Origin of the sequence: Bradyrhizobium sp. NBAIM08 (assembly GCF_020193935.1) — a bacterium.
GTDB classification, from domain to species: Bacteria; Pseudomonadota; Alphaproteobacteria; order Rhizobiales; family Xanthobacteraceae; genus Bradyrhizobium; species Bradyrhizobium yuanmingense.
Map to the genome: position 1 here is coordinate 266,311 of NZ_JADYVR010000002.1, position 19,447 is coordinate 285,757.

19 protein-coding genes are annotated in these 19,447 nt (G+C 65.2%); 5 read left to right on the forward strand and 14 right to left on the reverse strand.

Annotated features, from left to right (window positions below):
* The first annotated feature begins 65 nt into the window (after window positions 1-65).
* Window positions 66-1,295 (forward strand): lytic murein transglycosylase, encoded by a 1,230-nt coding sequence (locus I6F37_RS07385; RefSeq protein WP_225150785.1) that lies wholly within the window; start codon window positions 66-68, stop codon window positions 1,293-1,295.
* Between the two features lie 51 nt (window positions 1,296-1,346).
* Here the strand turns inward: I6F37_RS07385 and I6F37_RS07390 are convergent, their stop codons facing one another.
* A complete protein-coding gene (locus tag I6F37_RS07390; RefSeq protein ID WP_225150787.1) occupies window positions 1,347-2,036 on the reverse strand; it encodes an FMN-dependent NADH-azoreductase in 690 nt (229 codons plus the stop codon).
* Window positions 2,037-2,171: 135 nt separating this feature from the next.
* Here I6F37_RS07390 and I6F37_RS07395 point away from each other — a divergent pair, with 135 nt between their 5' ends.
* Window positions 2,172-3,029 (forward strand): LysR substrate-binding domain-containing protein, encoded by an 858-nt coding sequence (locus I6F37_RS07395; RefSeq protein WP_225150789.1) that lies wholly within the window; start codon window positions 2,172-2,174, stop codon window positions 3,027-3,029.
* 40 nt (window positions 3,030-3,069) lie between these two features.
* Here I6F37_RS07395 and I6F37_RS07400 read toward each other — a convergent pair whose 3' ends face one another.
* From I6F37_RS07400 to recJ, 3 genes are all read right to left on the reverse strand, one after another.
* Complete coding sequence (locus tag I6F37_RS07400; RefSeq protein WP_225150792.1) at window positions 3,070-3,867, reverse strand: aldolase; 798 nt, start codon at window positions 3,865-3,867, stop codon at window positions 3,070-3,072.
* Between the two features lie 97 nt (window positions 3,868-3,964).
* A complete protein-coding gene (locus tag I6F37_RS07405; protein ID WP_225150794.1) occupies window positions 3,965-4,774 on the reverse strand; it encodes an SDR family NAD(P)-dependent oxidoreductase in 810 nt (269 codons plus the stop codon).
* 83 nt (window positions 4,775-4,857) lie between these two features.
* Complete coding sequence (gene recJ / locus I6F37_RS07410) at window positions 4,858-6,699, reverse strand: single-stranded-DNA-specific exonuclease RecJ (RefSeq protein ID WP_225150796.1); 1,842 nt, start codon at window positions 6,697-6,699, stop codon at window positions 4,858-4,860.
* A 283-nt stretch (window positions 6,700-6,982) separates the two neighbouring features.
* Between recJ and I6F37_RS07415 the strand changes: the two genes are divergently transcribed.
* Window positions 6,983-8,059, forward strand: coding sequence for a methyl-accepting chemotaxis protein (locus I6F37_RS07415; protein ID WP_225113566.1), 1,077 nt, complete (start codon window positions 6,983-6,985; stop codon window positions 8,057-8,059).
* Window positions 8,060-8,247: 188 nt separating this feature from the next.
* Here the strand turns inward: I6F37_RS07415 and I6F37_RS07420 are convergent, their stop codons facing one another.
* The 8 genes from I6F37_RS07420 to I6F37_RS07455 all read right to left on the reverse strand — a co-directional run bounded on the left by I6F37_RS07420 (window position 8,248) and on the right by I6F37_RS07455 (window position 16,112).
* Window positions 8,248-9,309: a glycosyltransferase family 4 protein gene (locus tag I6F37_RS07420; protein ID WP_225150797.1), complete on the reverse strand. Its 1,062-nt coding sequence runs from the start codon at window positions 9,307-9,309 to the stop codon at window positions 8,248-8,250.
* Window positions 9,310-9,440: 131 nt separating this feature from the next.
* Window positions 9,441-9,656, reverse strand: a complete 216-nt coding sequence (locus I6F37_RS07425; protein WP_074447910.1) for a hypothetical protein — start codon at window positions 9,654-9,656, stop codon at window positions 9,441-9,443.
* A gap of 136 nt (window positions 9,657-9,792) precedes the next feature.
* Complete coding sequence (locus I6F37_RS07430; protein WP_225150799.1) at window positions 9,793-10,797, reverse strand: 4-hydroxythreonine-4-phosphate dehydrogenase PdxA; 1,005 nt, start codon at window positions 10,795-10,797, stop codon at window positions 9,793-9,795.
* On the reverse strand, window positions 10,794-12,332 hold the full coding sequence (locus I6F37_RS07435; RefSeq protein WP_225150801.1) for a tripartite tricarboxylate transporter permease: 1,539 nt from the start codon (window positions 12,330-12,332) through the stop codon (window positions 10,794-10,796). Before I6F37_RS07435 ends, I6F37_RS07430 begins: the two co-directional genes overlap by 4 nt.
* A 12-nt stretch (window positions 12,333-12,344) precedes the next feature.
* On the reverse strand, window positions 12,345-12,827 hold the full coding sequence (locus I6F37_RS07440; protein ID WP_225125514.1) for a tripartite tricarboxylate transporter TctB family protein: 483 nt from the start codon (window positions 12,825-12,827) through the stop codon (window positions 12,345-12,347).
* Between the two features lie 177 nt (window positions 12,828-13,004).
* Entirely contained in the window at window positions 13,005-13,997 is a 993-nt protein-coding gene (locus I6F37_RS07445) for a tripartite tricarboxylate transporter substrate binding protein (protein WP_225150803.1), read from the reverse strand.
* 51 nt (window positions 13,998-14,048) lie between these two features.
* The gene (locus tag I6F37_RS07450) at window positions 14,049-15,308 is read right to left on the reverse strand and encodes a CaiB/BaiF CoA-transferase family protein (RefSeq protein ID WP_074447908.1); all 1,260 of its coding nucleotides are present in this window, start codon (window positions 15,306-15,308) and stop codon (window positions 14,049-14,051) included.
* A gap of 9 nt (window positions 15,309-15,317) precedes the next feature.
* A complete protein-coding gene (locus I6F37_RS07455) occupies window positions 15,318-16,112 on the reverse strand; it encodes an enoyl-CoA hydratase/isomerase family protein (RefSeq protein WP_225150805.1) in 795 nt (264 codons plus the stop codon).
* A 117-nt stretch (window positions 16,113-16,229) separates the two neighbouring features.
* Between I6F37_RS07455 and I6F37_RS07460 the strand changes: the two genes are divergently transcribed.
* Complete coding sequence (locus I6F37_RS07460; protein WP_036022947.1) at window positions 16,230-16,895, forward strand: GntR family transcriptional regulator; 666 nt, start codon at window positions 16,230-16,232, stop codon at window positions 16,893-16,895.
* Between the two features lie 218 nt (window positions 16,896-17,113).
* Complete coding sequence (locus I6F37_RS07465; RefSeq protein ID WP_225150807.1) at window positions 17,114-18,085, forward strand: MBL fold metallo-hydrolase; 972 nt, start codon at window positions 17,114-17,116, stop codon at window positions 18,083-18,085.
* A gap of 62 nt (window positions 18,086-18,147) precedes the next feature.
* Here the strand turns inward: I6F37_RS07465 and I6F37_RS07470 are convergent, their stop codons facing one another.
* Complete coding sequence (locus I6F37_RS07470) at window positions 18,148-18,657, reverse strand: DUF4269 domain-containing protein (protein ID WP_109143886.1); 510 nt, start codon at window positions 18,655-18,657, stop codon at window positions 18,148-18,150.
* Window positions 18,658-18,680: 23 nt separating this feature from the next.
* Window positions 18,681-19,409 carry a haloacid dehalogenase type II gene (locus I6F37_RS07475; RefSeq protein ID WP_225150809.1) on the reverse strand — a complete coding sequence of 243 codons (729 nt, stop codon included), beginning with the start codon at window positions 19,407-19,409 and terminating at the stop codon, window positions 18,681-18,683.
* Window positions 19,410-19,447 lie beyond the last annotated feature (38 nt).

Sequence of the window (19,447 nt, forward strand, 5' to 3'; positions counted from 1 at the left end):
AGTTGCCGCACGCGGCCGTTTCGGAACCGACTCACGCGTGCCATGTTTCCGGCTAGAATGTGCCCATGAAGCACACTGATTCCTCGCCCCGTCACACACGCCGCGCCCTACTCCAGTCGACGCTCGGTGCAGCCGCTTTGCTCGCGCTTCCCACCCGCGCTCTCGCCGCGCCTCCCGGCTTCGACGAATGGCGCGAGAGCTTTCGTGCGCGCGCGATGGCAAAAGGTGTTTCCGCCGCGACATGGCAGCGCGCGATGGGACGGGTCGAACCGGACATGAGCGTGTTCGCGCAGATGCGCAACCAGCCCGAATTCCGCGAGCAGGTCTGGCAGTACATCAACCGCCGCGTCTCGGACTGGCGCATCATTAACGGCAAGATCGCGCTGAAGAACAACGAGGCGCTGTTCGCCCGCATCGAGCGCGATTTCGGGGTCGAGCGCGGCACGCTGCTGGCGCTTTGGGGCGTCGAGTCCGCCTATGGCGATCCGCTGGTGCAGCAGAACCACATGAGGCCGGTGTTTCCCTCGCTCGCCGCGCTCGCCTGGAACGAGCCGCGCCGCAAGGCCTATTGGGAGACCGAGCTGATCAATGCACTGCGCATCGTCGACAAGGGCTGGTCCACGCCTGAGGACATGCGGGGATCATGGGCCGGCGCGATGGGCCATTCGCAATGGATGCCGGAGGTCTGGCTCAATGTCGGCATCGACTATGACGGCAACGGCAAGGTCTCGCCATTCGGCAAGCCCGACGATGCGCTGGGCTCGACCGCAAAGTATCTCGTCAATCGTGGCAAGTGGCACCGCGGCGAGCATTGGGGGTATGAGGTGCGCGCGGCAGGTAACATGAGCGGCAGCCGCACCTATGCGGCGTGGCAGGCGGCCGGCGTCACCCGCGCCGACGGTCAGCCCTTCCCGCAGCCCAACGCGTCAGCGCAGATGTGGACGCCGGTCGCGGGCGGGCCGACTTTCCTGCTCGGGCCCAATTTCTACTCGGTGAAGAGCTACAACCCTTCCATGAACTACGCGCTGGCGATCTGCCATCTCGGGGATCGCTGCCTGGGAGCTCCGCCCTTCATCCAGCCCTTCCCCGGCTCCGAGCGTGCGTTGACGCTCGCCGAAGTGCAGGAGATGCAGACGCGCCTCACCAAGGCCGGCTTCGACACCGGCGGCACCGACGGCCGCGTCGGCAACGACACCATGAGGGCGGTCAAGGAGTTTCAGCAGAAGGTCGGGATCGCGCCCGCCGATGGCTACGGCGGGCTCAAAGTGCTGGCCAAGCTGCGGCAAACCAACTAGCACGGCTGGGACCGCCGGCGCTGGCGCCTCCGCCGCGGCTGCAGCCGACCCTTAAGCCGCGTTTCGCTGTTCTGTCAGCTTCAGCAGCTCGTCGACGAGGTCATCCACGGCACGCTCGGCCGCGGCAATCGACGCCTGCAACCGATCGTCGGCGAATTCGTCGTACTCGACTGCGATGCTGTGGAAGGCCGTGATCCCGATGAAAGCAAACACGTCCCGGACGGCTCCTTCGACATGATTGACGGCGGCCATACGCCCGCCCGGATCGTACCCGTAGTCTCCGCGCGAACCGAGCAGGACAAGACGCTTGTCCATGCCCTCAAGCAGCGCCGAATATGGATTGTCCGGGCGTGATCGGTCGAAGCCAAACGTGCGTCCGACCCGAACGACGTTGTCTATGTATGCCTTGAACTGCGCTGGCACACCGAAGTTGTACATTGGCACGCCCGCGACGATCAGATCAGCTGAGATCAACTCGTCGACCAGCGCATCGCTTTCCGCCAAAGCCTCTCTCATCCATGGCTCGCGCCGATCGGGCTTCGCGAAGGCCGCCTTGACCCAGTCGTCCGTCACCGGACTCGGTGCGAAGCGACCGAGGTCGCGGCTGACGACGCGATCCCCCGGCCGCGACTGTAGCCATCGTTGGACGAAACGCTGAGTCAGACGCCTGGTGTGCGAACCGCGCGGATTTGCATCTGAAGGCTCGAACCGCGCGCTTGAATGGATTTGTAGCAGTTGCATTGCAGCACTCCTCTCATCTATTTGCCCAATAGATCGGTTCAGGTCCCGTCGTTGACAAACGAAAGTTGCTCAGCCTATGGATGAACTGCATTCATCCTTGAGTTCGCGATGAGAAGGCTTCCTCCGCTGGCGGGATTGCGTGCATTTGAAGCGGCGGCACGTCACCTCAGCTTCAAGCGCGCCGCCGATGAACTTCACGTCACGCCGACCGCGATCAGCCATCAGGTGCGACAGCTGGAGCAGACGGTCGGAGTCAGGCTGTTCGAGCGCCGGACGCGGCAGGTTCTGCTCACCGCGGAAGGTCAGGTCCTGCTTCCGGTCCTGCGCGACGGCTTTGATGCGTTTGCGCGTGTTCTGGAGGGATTGAGCCGGAAGCGACGCCGGGCGGTGGTCACACTTTCGGCGACGCCGGCTTTCACAGCCAAATGGCTGGTGCCGCGTCTTGCTGGGCTCCGAAAGAGCAGAGCCGACATTGATCTCACATTGCTTGCGAGCTTGGAGGTGGCCGATCTCAATTCGACCGCGGACCTCGCACTTCGCTACGGTTCCGGTCCTTATCCCGATCTGATTGCCGAGCCGCTCACGGTCGATCGTTTCGCACCGGTGGTCAGTCCGCGCTTGGGCATCCGAAGACCGAGCGACCTGCGCTCAGCAACGCTGCTACATTTCGACTGGCACCGTCGTGATGCCCGAAATCCGACCTGGCGGCGCTGGTTCAAGACGGCCGGCATTGACGACGTTGATGCGCGCGCCGGCGTGCGTTTCAGCGATGAAACCCATGCCATCCAGGCAACCGTCGCCGGCGCTGGTGTCGCTTTGCACAGTCTTGTGCTCGTCGCCGACGAACTTTCGCAGGGAACGCTGGTCGCACCATTCGGGCCGGAGCTGGAAGGCTCTTCGCTGCACTTGGTCCGCAGCCGCAACCGGCCGCTCACCGAGCCGGTCGAGGCTGTACGACACTGGCTGAAGTCAGAGTTCGACGCGGCCCGCTGATACGCAGCGCAGCTCTAGCGCGCCCGGAATGACATCTTGGTCAGTGCCGATATTGCGGCTCTTCCGCATCGAGCTGCCGCCGGATCGCGGCGAGATGCAGCCGGGCGGATTCGGAATCGCCCTCGCGCATCTGCCTGTAGGTCTCCGCCGCAACGGCGGGATCGACCGGCAGCACCTTCCGCCCCGTCGACATCGCCAGCACCTGCACCTCGGCGGCGCGCTCGAGATAATAGAGATCGTCCCAGGCTTCCGCGATGGTCGGCGCCAGCACCATCACGCCGTGATGCTTCATGAAGACGATGTCGGCAGCGCCGACGGCGGAGGCGATGCGGGCACCTTCGCGGCTGTCGAGCGCGAGGCCGTTGTAGTCGCGGTCGACCGCGGTGCGGCCGTAGAATTTCAGCGCGGTCTGGCCGGCCCAGATCAGGGGCTCGCCCTCGATCATCGACAGCGCTGTCGCGTAGGGCATGTGGGTGTGAAAGGCGACCTTGGCGCGCGGCAGCAGCCTGTGCATCTCGGCATGGATGTAGAACGCGGTCGCCTCGGGCACACCCTCGCCGTCGAGCACGTTGCCGTGGAAGTCGCAGATCAACAGCTTCGACGCGGTCAGCTCGCGGAAAGCGTAGCCGTAGGGATTGACGAGGAACAGGTCGTCATGGCCCGGCACGACCGCCGAGAAGTGGTTGCAGATGCCCTCCTCAAAGCCGTTGCGCGCGGCCATGCGGAAGCAGGCGGCGAGATCCTCGCGCGCGGTGCGGATCGCGTCGGTGGCGAGATCCGGCCGGTTGGAACGGAGTGGCGCGGGCGCGGGTGAAGAAGCGTGAAGGCTGTGCGCCATGGCGAAGGACACCTCTTTCGGTCGGGAGCTGCCCAGTGTTGTACAGGGACTGCGCCTGCGCGTCAGCCCCTGCGGCCGCCACCCTGCCCTGCGCAGCTCAAGCGCGCCGCGGCACGCCGCCGGCATTCATGCCGCCGTCGATGACGAGCTCGCTGCCGGTGACGTAGCGCGAGCCATCGGAGGCGAGATACAGCACGCCCGAAGCGATCTCCGCGGCCTGGCCGGCGCGGCCAAGCGGCGTGACGACGCGGGCGCGCTCCTCCGGATCGATCGGGGCATTCTGGCCGGCGCCGGCCGCCCCCGTCGGGATCTTGCCCCAGATCGGGGTGTCGATGATGCCGGGGTGAACCGAGTTGACCCGGATGCCGTCGCCCGCCGCCGCGCACTCCATCGCAATGGATTTGGCGAACAGCCGCACGCCGCCCTTCGTCGCCGAATAGGCTGATAATCCGGGCGAGCCGCGCAGGCCGGCGAGCGAGGACATCATGACGATCGAGCCGCCGCCGGTTTTGCGCATCAGGGGCAGGCAATGCTTCACCGAAAGAAACACGCCATCGAGATTGATCGCATTCTGCTTGCGCCAGTCCGCGAGCGTCATGTCGACGATCGACGGCACCGAAATGCCGATACCCGCATTGGAGACGAGCACGTCGAGCCGGCCGAAGCGCTTTGCGATCTCGGCGACGATCTCGATCCAGCGCTCTTCGCTGGTGACATCCTGCTCCAGAAAGATCGCCTTGCCGCCCTCCCTGGTGATGCGCCTGACCAGCTCGGGGCCCCTCAGCTCATCGATGTCGGTCGCGATGACCGTAGCGCCTTCGCGTGCGAACAGCTCGACGGTAGCCTCGCCAATGCCGGAGGCGCCGCCCGTCACCAATGCGACCTTGCCCTCAACCTGCCCTGCCATCCCTCACTCCCTTTTTTGTTGTTTGGAACCGTTGTCTCTTGATCGTTGTCGGAAAACCGCTTCGCACTTTTCCGGATCATGCATCATCTAATCACGGATGGCCCCTGATCCGGTAGCGCGACGTCGACGACACGGAATTGCACGCGCTCGGCGCCCTGGTAGCGATCGACCGACAACGAGCCCGCGACATGCATCTGCTGGCCGCGATTGGCGAGCAGCGCATTGCCGAGCTTTTGGCCGACTGAACGGAACGCGATGCCGTTGACGATGGCGCCGTCGCCCGCCTTGAAGCGCAGGCGCAGATGCGACTGGCCGACCTCGTCGGCAAACACGAGCTGGTGCGCCGGCAGCGCCAGCACCGGCTCCGGATTGCCGCTGCCGAAGGGACCGGCGCGATTGAGCGTCGCCGCAAGCTCCGGCGTCACCGCACGGGCGGTGACTGCGCCGTCGATATAGAGCTCGTTGACGTGGCGCGCCTCGGCGACGTCGCGCGCCAGCGCGGTCTCGAGATAGGCGCGGAATTCGGCGAGCTTCTCCTTGCGCAGCGTCACGCCCGCGGCCATCGCGTGGCCGCCGCCCTTGAGCAGGATGCCGTCGGCGACCGCCTGCCGCACCGCCTTGCCGAGATCGACGCCGGCGATCGAGCGACCGGAGCCGGTGCCGATGCCGCCCGGCTCCAGCGCAATGGCAAAGGCCGGCCGCGAGAACTTCTCCTTCAGGCGGGAGGCAACGAGGCCGACCACGCCGGGATGCCACCCTTCCGAGGCCGTGACGATCACGGCGAGCTTGTCCTCCAACCCGATCGAGGCCAGCGCCTCGGCTTCGGCCTGGGCTTCTGCCGCCTGCTCGATGACGCGACGTTCGCTGTTGAGACGGTCGAGCTCGGCCGCGATCCGCGCCGCCTCGACGCTGTCGCCTTCGAGCAGCAGCCGCACCCCGAGATCGGCGCGGCCGATGCGGCCGCCGGCATTGACGCGCGGCCCCAGCATGAAGCCGAGATGCCAGGCCTCCGGCGGGCCGTTGAGCCGCGCCACGTCCATCAGCGCGGTGTGGCCGACATGGTCGCGCCGACGCATCGCGATCAGCCCCTTGGCCACGAAGGCGCGGTTGAGACCTATCAGCGGCGCGACGTCGGCGACAGTGCCGAGCGCGACGTGATGCAGCATGCCCAGGAGATCGGGCTGGGGCATCTCGCTGGTCCAGAAGCCGCGCTGGCGCAGCTCGCGATTGACCGCCACCAGCGTCACCAGCACGAGGCCGACCGCAGCGAGATGACCGAGGCCGGAGAGGTCATCGGGGCGGTTCGGATTGACCAGCGCGTCGACCTCGGGGAGATCGAGGCCGCATTGGTGGTGGTCGATCACGACCACGGACATGCCGAGGCGCTTGGCCTCGGCGAGCGGCTCTATGCTGGTGGTGCCGCAATCGACTGTGATCAGCAGCGTGGCGCCCTTGGCCGCGAGCGCGCGCACCGCTTCTGTGTTGGGGCCGTAGCCCTCGAAAATCCGGTCGGGAATATGGATCAGCGGATCGAGCCCGCAATGGCGCAGATGCCAGGCCAGCAGCGCCGCCGAGGTCGCGCCGTCGACGTCGTAGTCGCCGAAGATCGCAACCTTCTCGCCCTTGGTCGCGGCATCCGCGATGCGTTTGGCGGCGGTCTCCATCTCCGTCACCGTGAACGGGTCCGGCAGCAGCTTTCGGATGGTCGGATCGAGAAAGTCGGACACCGCGTCGATGTCGACACCGCGGCCCGCCAGTACCCGCGCCAGCAGTTCCGGCAATTGGTGCCGCTGCACGATGGCGAGCGCCTGGGCCGCCCCGCGCCGGTCCAAACGGTCGCGCCAGAGCTTGTCGGTCAGCGAGCGCGCGACGCCCAGGAAGGCCTGAGGCGCTTCGACGGGGAGTGCGGATGCGGGAGGCGTCATGACGAGGGCTATCGATTGGGAACTCGGGTCCGGGCGATCACGCTCGGGGCCGCGACTGGCTTGAAAGGATTGGCTGGGAAACCCCGGCGATTTGCAACGGCCGGGACGCACAAAGCGGTGGATGGCCGGCAGCCAGGCCGGAGTGACTATCATTTAGGCATTCCGTCAAACAGCAAATTAAGCAGGCGTTAGGCGGAATCCTCGAAAAAGAATCGTATTCGATCTGTAAGTCGTTGTTCCGGGTTCATTGCAGATCAGACCTCATTGCCAAGGGAAGTCCCCGATGTCTGCTGCGCTGGGTCTGAAAGCCAAGCCGATCGCCACCGAGCCCGCGGACGATGATTCAGACATCTCCGCGCTGATCAACCGTCTCACCGCCGAGGTCAACCAGATCGCGGTCGACAAGACCAAGTCGATCCAGCAGATCACCAACCAGATGAAGATGCTGGCGCTCAACGCGCTGATCGAAAGCTCGCGCGCCGGCGCGCAAGGCGCGGGCTTTGCGGTGGTGGCGCAGGAGGTGCGCGGCGTCGGCCAGCAGGTCGAGACCATCGCCCGCGAGCTCGAGACCCAATTGACCAAACGCACCGGCGATCTCGTCGCCTCGATCGACCGCATGAGCCAGCGCTCCCGCGGCGAGCGCATGGTCGACCTGTCGCTCAACGCGATCGAGCTGATCGACCGCAATCTCTACGAACGCACCTGCGATGTGCGCTGGTGGGCGACCGATTCCGCCGTGGTCGATTGCGCGGCCTCGCCCAGTGCTGCGGCCGTCTCCCATGCCTCGCAGCGCCTCGGCGTGATCCTCGGGGCCTACACCGTCTATCTCGATCTCTGGCTCTGCGACCTCGACGGCAACGTCATCGCCAACGGCCGCGCCGACCGCTTCCGCGTCGTCGGCCAGAACGTCGCCCACACCAGATGGTTTCGCGACGCGAAAGGCCTTCGCTCCGGCGACGATTATGTCGCCGGCGACGTCGAGAACCAGCCGCTGCTCGGCAATGCGCAGGTCGCGACCTATTGCGCCAGCGTCCGCGCCGGCGGCCAGGCTCATGGCGCACCGATCGGGGTGCTCGCCATCCATTTCGACTGGGAGCCGCAGGCCCGCGCCATCGTGCAGGGCGTGCGCGTCGGCGACAGCGACAAGGCGCGCGTGCTGCTGGTCGATTCCAATTTTCGCGTGATCGCGGCCTCCGACGGCCAGGGCATCCTCAGCGAACGCATCTCGCTGTCGCTGAACGGCCAGCGCTCCGGCTTCTATCAGGAACGCACGGGCACACTGGTCGCGTTCCATGCCACCCCAGGCTACGAGACCTATCGCGGGCTCGGCTGGTACGGCGTGATCGTCTGCGGCGCGTGAGGCGAGCGGGCCCGCCTCGATCAAAACTCGCGAAAACAACCCCATGCACAGTAGCCAAGGGGTTGTCTTGCCTCGCTGTTTTTGCACGCGCGAAGATTCTTTGACACGTCGGGCAAAACAGAAGGAATCCGGCTCGGCGACACCTCATTGGGCGCGGCGATCTAGCACAGCGACATCGCCGCCTCCCTTCACCTTTCCGACATTTGCGTGTTGACCTTCCGAGCTGCCGCGGCAGCCAGCTTGCGGTACTGATCTTCGTACTGGCGCGCCATTCGGTACGCGGTGAAGCGTTCCTCGAAGCGGGCGCGCACTCTCCTTCGATCCAGCTTGCCCAATTCGCCGACCGCCTTGACCGCCTGCTCCTCGTTCTCGACGATGAAACCGGTTAGGCCGTGCTCGATGACCTCAGGGACAGAGCCGGAGCGATAGGCGATCACGGGCGTTCCGCACGCCATCGCCTCGATCATGACCAGCCCGAAAGGCTCCGGCCAAGCGATCGGAAATAGCAGAGCGGCTGCTCCGCCAAGGAATGATTGCTTCTTCACGTCGTCGACTTCGCCGATAAGCTGGATCATCTCGCCGTCGATCCGGGGCGCAAGGTGTTTCCTGAAGTAGGCAGTCTCGGCGCGTGGAATCTTCGCGGCGATGCGAAGAGGCATTCGGGCTGCGTGCGCGATGCGGATGGCGTCCTCCGGACCCTTGTCCTCCGTGAGACGGCCAAGAAACGCCAGATAGGATCCCTCCTCATAGGATGGATCCAACAGCTCCGACGGCAGCCCGTGCTGGATCGTTCCAATCCATTTCGCATCCGGAAGCGGCAGGCGCTGGTGATCCGAGATCGACACGAAGCTTGCTTCTGGGAACTGCCGAACCACGTCAGGCAAGCCAGGCAAGTCAAGGCGGCCGTGCATGGTCGTCAGGAACGGTACGCCAAGGCGACTGAGCAACGGCAGCGGAAGCCAGTCGATATGGGCGTGGATCACGTCGAAGTCGTTGGCTCGTCTTGCGATCGCTTCCAGCAGCATCGCGCAGGCTGCGTTCGGATCGGCGCCCTTCCGGCCGAGACGCAGCGCGCGTGGCCATACCGGGTGGAGTTTGCCTCTCGTTCGGGAGTCACCGCTGGCAAACAGCGTGACGTCGTGACCGAGCTCGACAAGCTCATCCACAAGCCAGGCTACCACCCGCTCGGTGCCGCCGTAGAGCTTCGGAGGGACGCTTTCGGCAAGCGGAGCCAGCTGGGCGATACGCATTGGAGCTCGCTATATCGCTGAACGCACGATCAGCACGATGGCCGCAGACAGAAGGTTCGAAATCGCGAGCAAGGTCCAATCCGGCCTTGCGCTCGCGCTAGCCAGCCGACAGATACCGCCCTCGATGAGCCTCAACATTCGTCATCGGAAAGCCGCTCGAGATAGGCAAGCCCGAATGCTGCGAGTTCCTGGGCATCACCGTTACTCTCGCGCGCTTCCCGCCTCCCTTGCAGATGACGCTCGAGCAGGCAACGACGGCCATCCGCTGCATCGACGCTGCGATGCCGGGCAAGGTACACGCACCAAGCGGTGTCCACCGCTGTTCGTAGCGGGCTGTCGTCGACCATGTTCCAGCTCCGACGTGGAAGATGTTCATGGGGCGCCAACTCCTCGCGACGGCGGAAGTTTCCAGTTTTTCCCTAAAGTCTAAGTCTGCGCGCAAGGCGAGCGCAATCAGCGGTCGCTCCCTTCGCGCGTGCAAGTTCAGCCGAGACGACGCGCCGCCATCTCCGCGGCGAGCAGCAACGCCGCGCGGCTGGCGCCAATCGATGCGATACCTTGACCCGCGATGTCGTAGGCGGTGCCGTGCGCGGGCGTGCAGATCGGGAACGGGAAGCCGCCGAGCAAGGTCACGCCGCGATCGAAACCCATCAGCTTCATCGCGATCTGGCCCTGGTCGTGATACATCGTCAGCACGGCATCGAAGGCGCCGGCCTTGGCGCGCAGGAACACGGTGTCGGCCGGAAACGGTCCCTCCGCGGCAATGCCCTCGCTCTGGCTTGCTGCGACCACCGGCGCAATCACGTCGATCTCCTCGCGGCCGAAATTGCCGCCGTCGCCGGCATGGGGGTTGAGGCCTGCGACCGCGATGCGTGGCCGCGCAAAGCCGGCGTTGCGCATGCAGGAATCGGTTAGTCTGAGCGCGCGATGGATGCGTTCGCCGGATAGCTTCGCAGCGACGTCCCTGAGCGGGATGTGCGAGGTGACCCGTGCGTTCCAGAGCCGGTCCAGCACGTTGAATTCGCTTGCCGGCGTCTTGAGACCGACGACCTCGGCGGAGAACGCGATCTCGTCGTCGTACTCGGCACGGGCAAGGCGCATCGCCTGCTTGTTAAAGGGGGTGAAGCAGACCGCGTCGACATGGCCGTCGCGGCCGCGCTCGAGCGCATGCCTGTAATTGGCCAGCGCAAATTTTCCGCCGGCAAGGGTCGCTTTCTTCGGCTCGACCTCTCTGGGGTCGAGGTGGCGGAGATCGACGAACAGCGCATCTTCCTGCGCTGCGCGAAGATCGGCGCCCTGCTCTAGCATCTTCAGCTCCGGCTTGACGCCGGCAATGCGCGCGCCCTCGTCGAAAATGCGGCGGTCGCCGATGACGACGAGCCGGCAGCGCGCGCGGATGTCGTCCTGCGCCACGAGCTTGGCCGTCAGCTCCGGGCTGATGCCGGCTGGATCTCCCATGGCCAGCGCAATCAGCGGCTTTGCGGTCATATGATCGCCCTTTCCTGGACTGGCGCATCGGTCGCGGGCGACGCAGGTTTGCGCCAGAGCCGCGGCAGCTGCAACAGAAGCGGAAGCAGCAGCAGCGCGATGCCGCCCACGATCAGGCACGTCACCAGCTTGTTCGCAAAGAAAATGCCGAGAGATCCCTTGGAGATCAGCATCGACTGCCGGAAGGCGTCCTCGGCCTTGTCGCCGATGACGATCGCGAGCACGAGCGGCGCCAGCGGATAGAACAGCTTCTTGAAGAGATAGCCGACGACCCCGAAGCCGAGCATCATGACGACGTCGAGATAGGAGTTCGACACCGAATAGGCGCCGACGACGCAGATGATCACGATCAGCGGCGCGATTACCACGAAGGGAATCCGCATCAGGGCGGCGAACACCGGGACCGTCAGCAGCACCAGGGCGACGGCGACAATGTTGCCGACATACATCGAGGCGATCAGGCCCCAGACAAAATCCTTTTGGTCCACGAACAGCATGGGCCCGGGATTGAGGCCCCAGATCATCAACCCGCCCATCATCACGGCCGCGGTTGCCGAGCCCGGAATGCCGAGCGAGAGCATCGGCAGCAGCGCGCTGGTGCCAGCGGCATGATCGGCCGTCTCCGGCGAGACGATGCCTTCGACCTCGCCCGTGCCGAAATGTCGGCCGCGCCGTGAAAAGCGCCGCGCGATACCGTAACTCATGAAGGAGGCCGCAGTCGGGCCGCCCGGCGTGATGCCCATCCAGCAGCCGATCGCGGCGCTGCGCAGCAGGGCGACGCCGTGCCGCGACAGGCGGCCGACGGCGTGAAACACCTCGCGCCAATCGATCTTGGACGAGACGGCGCGCGCGTGAAATTCCTCCTCGACGGCGACCAGCAGCTCGCCAATGCCGAAGAGGCCCATCACCGCCACGACGAAGCTGACGCCCTTGACGAGTTCGTCCACGCCCATGGTGAGGCGCACGCTGCCGGAGACCGTGTCGATGCCGATGGCGGCGATGGCGAAGCCGAGCGCCAGCGCCACGACGGTCTTGATCGGCGCCGCACCGCCCATGCCGACGAAGCTGGCAAAGGCGAGAAAATAGACGGCAAAATACTCGGCCGGCCCGAACGCGAGCGCAGCCTGCGCCACCCAGGAGGCGAGGAAGGTGATCAGGATGACGCCGACCAGCGCGCCGAACGCCGCCGAACCGAAGGCGGTCGCGAGCGCGGTGGTCGGCCTGCCGTCGCGCGCCATCGGATAGCCGTCGAAGGTGGTCGCCACCGACGACGGCTCCCCCGGGATATTGAACAGGATGGAGGTCACCGATCCCCCGAACAGCGCGCCCCAATACATGCTGGAGAGCAGGATGATGGCCGAGACCGGCTGCATGCCGAAGGTGAGCGGCAGGAGCAGCGACACGCCGTTCGGCGCGCCCAGCCCCGGCAGCACGCCGACGAGAATGCCGAGCAGCACGCCGACCACCATCAGGACCAGATGCGGCACCGTGACCGCGATGGTGAAGCCGTGCAGGAGCTCCTGGAGATTGTCCATCCCGCTGCTCCCTCAGAACCCGAGCGCGGAAGCCAGTGCGCCGCGCGGCAGACTGACCTGGAACATGCGCTCGAACACGAGGTAGAGCGCGAGCGCCGTAGCTCCTGCCATAGCCAGCGCGCGCGGCACGGATTGGTGTCGGGGAATCGCCAGCACCGCGAAGACATAGAGAGCGGAGGCGACATACATCCCGGCGAGCGGGATCGCAGCGACGAAGATGGCAGCCGGCACGAACAGGCCGACGAGCCGGCGCAGCTCGATCGACGTGATCGCGATGGGAACGTTTGCGAGCGTCGCGGCCGGCACCACGCCTCGCACCAGATTGTAGAGGCTGCCGAGCACGACGATGATCCCGGTCAGGAACGGGAATGTGCCGGCGTCCACGCCTGCGCTCGACCAGCCGATGCCGTTGTCGAGGCTGGAGACGACGACGGCTACGCCGAAGCTGCCGGTGAGCACGGCGGTCGCAAGTTCAAGCGCGCGACGGGAGATCATGGGCAGCTCCGGCGAAACAGTCCTCGTCCTGAGGAGCGCGCTTTTTCGCGCGTGTCGAAGGACGGCTCCAGGAGACATCGCATCCGCGGCCATCCTTCGAGACGCCCGCCTCCGGCGGGCCCTCAGGATGAGGACCAGGGCTACAGTTGGCGGCGCGATCGAAACCCATCCTCGGCCTCACTTCACCAGCCAGCCCTGCTCGCCCGCGACCTGCTTGATGCGCTCGAGGTCCTCCTTGATGAATTTTTCGAGCTCGGCACCGGTGAGGAACGTGTCGACCTGGGAGGTCTTCTCGATGTAGTCCTTCCACTCCGGCGTCGCCTGCACCTTCTTCATGAGGTCGACATAGAACGCGGCCTGCTCCGGCGAGACCTTGCCGGGCAGCCACACGGTACGCGGCTGCTCATATTGCTTGATGTCGAGGCCCTGCTCGACGCAGGTTGGAACGTCGCCCCAGCCTTCCGTTGCGGTGACCTTCGGCCCCTGCGGCAGCCGCTTCGGGCTGAACACGCAGAGCGGGCGCTGCGTGCTGCCGCGCCATTGCCCGAGGCTTTCGCTGGGGTTGTTGACGTGGGAGTCGAGATGTCCGCCGGCGAGCTGCACAGCGGTCTCAGCGCCGCTCTTGAACGGGATATAGGTCAGCTTGACCTTGCCGACCTTCTCGATCATGCGCGTCAGCACCTCGTCGGTGTCCTTGGACTGCGCGCCGCCCATCTTGAATTCGCCCGATGCGGCCGCCTTCAGATAATCGCTCGCAGTCTTGTACGGCGCGTCCTGCTTGACCCAGAGCAGGAACTCGTCCTGCGCCATCGCCGCGATCGGCGTGAGATCGGTGTAGTTGAAGGCGACCTTGGAGACGAGCGGCTGCTGCCAGGCATTCGAGGTGCCGAAGATCACCTTGTAGGGATCACCGGCGGAGGCCTTGCCGTAGACATAGCCTTCAGCGCCACTGCCGCCCCCCTTGTTGACGACGACGATCGGCTGCTCGATCAGCTTGTGCTTGGTGATGATGTTCTGCACCGCGCGCGCGAGATTGTCGGTGCCGCCGCCGGGGCCGGCGGTGGCCACGAACTCGATCGGCTTTTGCGGTTGCCAGGCGCTGAGCGCCGGCATGGTGCCGGCGAGCACGGCTGCGGCTGCGGAGAGCAGAAATGTTGACGTCCGACCCATGATTTCCTCCAGCTGATCTTTATCTTTTGTTGTTGTCGTATCGACGTCCGGTCAGGCGACGTGTTCCTCGCGTCGTTCCCGGGCCGAGACGATTGCGCCTTCTTTTTCGAGCGCTTCGATTCGTGACTGGTCGAACCCATGCTCGGCCAGAACCTCTTTCGTGTGCTCTCCATAGACCGGTGCGCCTGATCGCACTTTGCCCGGGGTCTCCGAAAACTTGATGGGAAGCCCGATCGTCTTGACGGACCCGAGCGTGGAGTGCTCGACCTCGACGACCATCTCGCGCGCCAGCGTCTGCGGATCGCTCAGCGCCTCCAGCATGTCGTGCACGGGGCCGCACGGCACGCCCTTCTCGTCCAGCGCCGCGAGCCAATGCGCCCGCGATTGCTTGCGGAAGCGTTCGCTGAGGACGGCTTCGAGCTCCTTCAGGTTGGCCATGCGATCGGCACCGGTGACGAAGCGCGGATCGTCGGCGAGCTCGCTCGCGCCGAGCGCTTCCAGCATCAACAGCCAATGCTTCTTGTTGGCGCCGCCGACCACGAGCCAGCCGTCCGAGGCTTCAAACGCCTGGTACGGCGCGTTGAGCGGATGCGCCGAGCCCATCGCGCGCGGCGCGGTGCCCGCGGCGAGCGCGATGGTCGACTGCCAATAGGTCTGCACCAAGGCGGCTTCATAAAGCGAGGTCTCGACCCATTGGCCTTCACCGGTCTTGAGGCGATGGGTGTAGGCGGCCAGGATGCCCATGCTCGCGAGCAGGCCGGCGGTGATGTCCGACAGCGGCGGGCCGCACTTGACGGGCGGACCGTCGGGCCGCTCGCCGGTAAAACTCATGATGCCGCTCATGGCTTGCGCGACGAGATCGAACCCCCTGCGATGCTTGTAGGGGCCGGTGCGGCCGAAGCCCGACAGCGAGCAATAGATCAGCGCCGGGAATTCCGCGTGCAGCGCCTCATAGCCGAAGCCGAGGCGCTCCATCGCGCCCGGCGCAAAGTTCTCGACCAGCACGTCGGCATCGGCGATCAGCCGGCGCAGCACCTCTTTGCCGCCGTCGGTCTTCAGGTCCAGCACGATGCCGCGCTTGTTGCGGTTCATCATCAGGAAGGAGGCCGCCTCGTCCCCGATCTTCGGCGGCACCGAATGACGGGTGTCGTCGCCGTTCGGCCATTTCTCGATCTTGATCACGTCGGCGCCCATGTCGGCGAGCATCAAGGTGCAGGTCGGTCCCGCCATGACGTGAGTGAGATCAATGACCTTGAGGCCGGCTAGCGGTCCGGAACGGCGGGAGGTGGATTGCGATGGATCGCTTTGCATCGGCTCGTCCTATTGGCCGCGCCATTGCGGCGCGCGCTTGTTGAGGAAAGCATCGAGCCCTTCGCGAAAATCCTGGCTCGTGTAGCACATCAGGATGAGGTCTTCGCCCTCGTCCTGCGTCAGCCGGCGCTGCAGACGGCTGACAGCCTGCTTGGTCGCGTTCAGCGTCAGCGGCGCATGGCTCGCGACGAGCCGGGCCACCTCGTCGGCGCGTCGTTCAAGGGCGGCAAGATCGTCGACGACCTCGCCGAGCAGCCCGACGCTTGCGGCTTCCGCGGCGTCGACGAGGCGCGCAGTGAAGATGAGATCCTTGACGCGCGCGGCGCCGATCAGTGCGGTGAGACGGCTGACATTGGACATCGACAGGCAATTGCCGAGCGTCCTGGCGATGGGGAATCCGATTTTTGCGCTTGTCGTGCCGATGCGGAGGTCACAGGCCGCAGCAATGCCGGCGCCGCCGCCGGTACAGAACCCGTTGATCGCCGCGATCGTGGGGACCCGGCATTGCTCGAGTGTGGTCAGCACCCGGTCGATGCGGTTCTCGTAGTCGATGGCGTCCTGCGGTGTCCTGAATTCGCGAAACTGATTGATGTCGGTGCCCGAGGCGAAGGCCTTGTCGCCGGCCCCCCGCAGCACCAACACCTTGATGTCATGGTCGCGATTGGCCTCCTCGCAGATCGCGGCGAGCCGCTCGTACATGGCGAAGGTGAAGGCGTTGCGGACCTGCGGGCGGTTGAAGGTGATCCGCCCGATGCCGCCGTCGCGCTCGAACACGAGGTCTTCTGCCTCCACTTGCAGGTCCATTTCCTCATACCTTTCTGTTTTTTACATTTTTGAATGCAAAACTTGGGATTTTCAAGCTGGAACTTGGCCGCATGGGCGTATAAGTTCATTTTTGCATTCAAAACTGAGCTCAGAGCCATGCTTCACGACGAGGTCGTCAACCGCATCCGCGCCATCCTGCTCGACGGCGAAATCCCGCCGGGCGCGCGGATTCCCGAGCGCGAGCTGTGCGAGCGGCTCGAGATCTCGCGGACGCCGCTGCGCGAGGCGCTCAAGGTGCTGGCGGCGGAAGGGCTCGTGCAGCTGCTGCCGCATCGCGGCTCGCGGGCAGCAAAGCTGACCGACAAGGACATGCGCGACCTGTTCGAGGTCTGCCAAGGCTTGGAGGCTCTCGCGGGCGAACTCGCCTGCGAGCGCATCAGCGACGCCGAGATCGATGCGATCGCCGCCGCGCATGCGGACATGGTGCAGCACTATCGCGAGCGCGACCTGATCCAGTACTACCGCGGCAACCGTGCGATTCACGAAGCCATCGTGACCGCAGCGGGAAATCCTGTGCTCGCCGGGCTTTACGCCTCGGTGACCGCGCGCATCCGGCGCGCGCGCTATGTCACGCCGATGACGGCGCAGCGCTGGGCGCTCGCCGTGAAGGAGCACGAGGCGATCCTGAACGCGCTTCAGCGCCGCGACGGTGTCGGGCTCGCCCACATCCTGCGTGCGCATCTGCGTCACAAGCGCGAAGAGGTGCTGCAGGCGGGCTTTGCCGAGACGGAAGGCAATGACGTCACGTTGAGAATTGCGTAAAGCGCAATTCCGCGTCTTGGCGCAGCCTGCCTTTGCACGTCGCTTTCGCGCTCCGGCTATCGTTCTCGTTCAGCGTGCCGTACCGGGTAATTCCACTTGCTAGCTTGTCGCAACCGGCGCAGCATGCTTTCCGCCGCCCTCCGGCCACGTGGCCGATCGGGCGGCCGCTTACCGCGCCAACGATTGCGCAAAACAAAAGACGAAAGCGGAGGAAAAGAATGACACTCGATGTCTCGCGTCGGTCCCTACTCGCACTTGGGGCCGGTCTCGGCGCCAGCGCCATGCTCGGCAGCAGCGCGATGGCGCGGGCGCCCAAGCTCGGCACTCAGACGCCCTACTGGCACCGCTTCATTCTCGGCGATGCCGAGGTGACCGTGGTATCCGACGGACCGCTTCCGCTCGGCGATCCCTCCGGGACCTTCACCGGCGTTCCCAAGGAAGAGGTCAAGAAGATGCTGACCGACAATTTCCTGTCGCCGGACAATGTCGTGCTCGAACAGAACTCTCCGATCGTGAACACCGGTGACAAGCTCATCCTGTTCGACACGGGCATGGGCTCATCGAAGATGTTCGGCGCCAGCACCGGACGGCAGCAGAAGAGCATGACGGAGGCCGGCATCAAGCCGGGCGACATCGATGCCGTCGTATGCTCGCATGCCCATATCGATCATATCGGCGGCATCGTCGACGAGGGCGGCAAGCCGCTGTTCCCCAACGCGCAAGTCTACATTGCCCAGAGCGATTTCGACTTCTGGACCGACGAAGGCAAGCTCGGCAGCGCGGCCAAGGATTTCGTCATCCACGCCCGCAAGAACCTGCTGCCGGTCCGGGATCGGATCAAATTCTTCAAGGATGGCGAGGAATTCCTGCCCGGCGTGCAGGCGATCGCGGCCCCCGGCCACACCGTCGGCCACACCATCTTCATGGTGACGTCGGCCGGCAAGTCGTTCGCCTTCCTCGGCGATCTCTCGCACCATTCGGTGCTGCTGCTGGAGAAGCCACGGATGGAGTTCTCCTACGATTCCGACCCGAAGCAGGCGGCGGAGTCGCGCGTCAAGCTGCTGACGATGCTGGCGGCGAACAAGATCCCGGTGATGTCCTATCACTTCGCCTGGCCAGGCTATGGCCATGTCGCCAAAGCCGGAGATGGTTTCCGCTACTATCCGGAGCCGATGAAGATGACGTTGTAGCCGTCAGTTCAGATCCGGGCGGCGCGAGCCGCCCGGATCTGTGCGGTCCCACGCGGCGAACCTTACAGGCACTCCAGGCGGGCCCGCAGCTGGGCGTCGCTCTCACGGCCCAATGCAAGCAATGCGGAATACGGGTCCCCGGCAATGCCGAGCGCGGCGGCAAACGCGGGCTCGGTCTTCATCCCGCGCGCCCTATGGTCGGCCACGGCTTTGCGCAGTCGCCCGTCGTCGAGCGCGAGCAATCTCCGCTCGATTTCGAAGTGCAGCCAGCCTTCCTGCTGATCGACCGGCCTGGGATCGCCGAACAGCTCGAACGGCCAGCCGTCCCACTCGAAGCGGGCGACCACCGGCCGCCGGCTGGAGCACCATTGGTAGAGCGCAAACCCGCCACAGGCGCGGTACCGGCGCCAGATCACTTCGGCGAAAGCCACCGCGTCCAGAACATGGCAGACGACATCGATGTCGCTCAATGGCGTCGCAAGCCCCAAAGGCAGCGTCCCGACCACGCGTGGATCGAACTCCCGCAGCTCGTCGAGCAATCCCGAACTGCCGATCGCACTTTCGTAGTCCATTGATCGCCGCTGCGCCGCGAATGTCAGCAGCCGAGCCTATCGGCGATGCCGCCAAAATCCTTCGCGACGATGTCCCACTTGCCGGTTGCTTCGAAATCGACCTTCTGAAGCGGGCCGTATTCGGTCGGTCGCGCCACGAAGGCGGTCTTCAATCCGTTCTTCTGGGCGGCAGCGAGATCGCCATTGTGGGCCGCGACCATCATCACCTCTTCCGGCTTGAGGCAGAGCAGCTTTGCTGCGCCGAGATAGGTTTCCGGATCGGGCTTGTAGTGCTCGAACAGCTCGGCCGACATGATGAGGTCCCACGGCAGGCCGGCGAACTTCGCCATGTTGGTGAGCAGCGCGACGTTGCCGTTCGAGAGCGGCGAGATCACGAACTTTGATTTCAGCCGCATCAAGCCGGCGACGCTGTCGGGCCAGGGATGCAGGCGGTGCCAGCCTTTGGTGAGGTAGTCGAGATCGGCCTCGGTGAGGCCCCTGATCGCGAATTGATCGACCAGCTGCTCCAGCGAGCGGCGATGCAGATCGTCGAGCATGACGTAGCCGCGCTCGGGATGTTGGCGCACGTCGTCCATCGAGGCCATGTACATGCCGCGCCAGCCGTCGACCAGCGCGGTCCAATCGGCGGTGATGCCGCGCTGCTTGCTCCACCACATGAAGTCGGTAATCAGGCTGGTGCGCCAGTCCACGACTGTGCCGAACACGTCGAAGACGAGGGCTTTGACGGCGGAGAGATTGGATGGTGTGGTCATGCTTCGCTCCGCTGATTTTGTTTTGGCCCGGCTAGCCG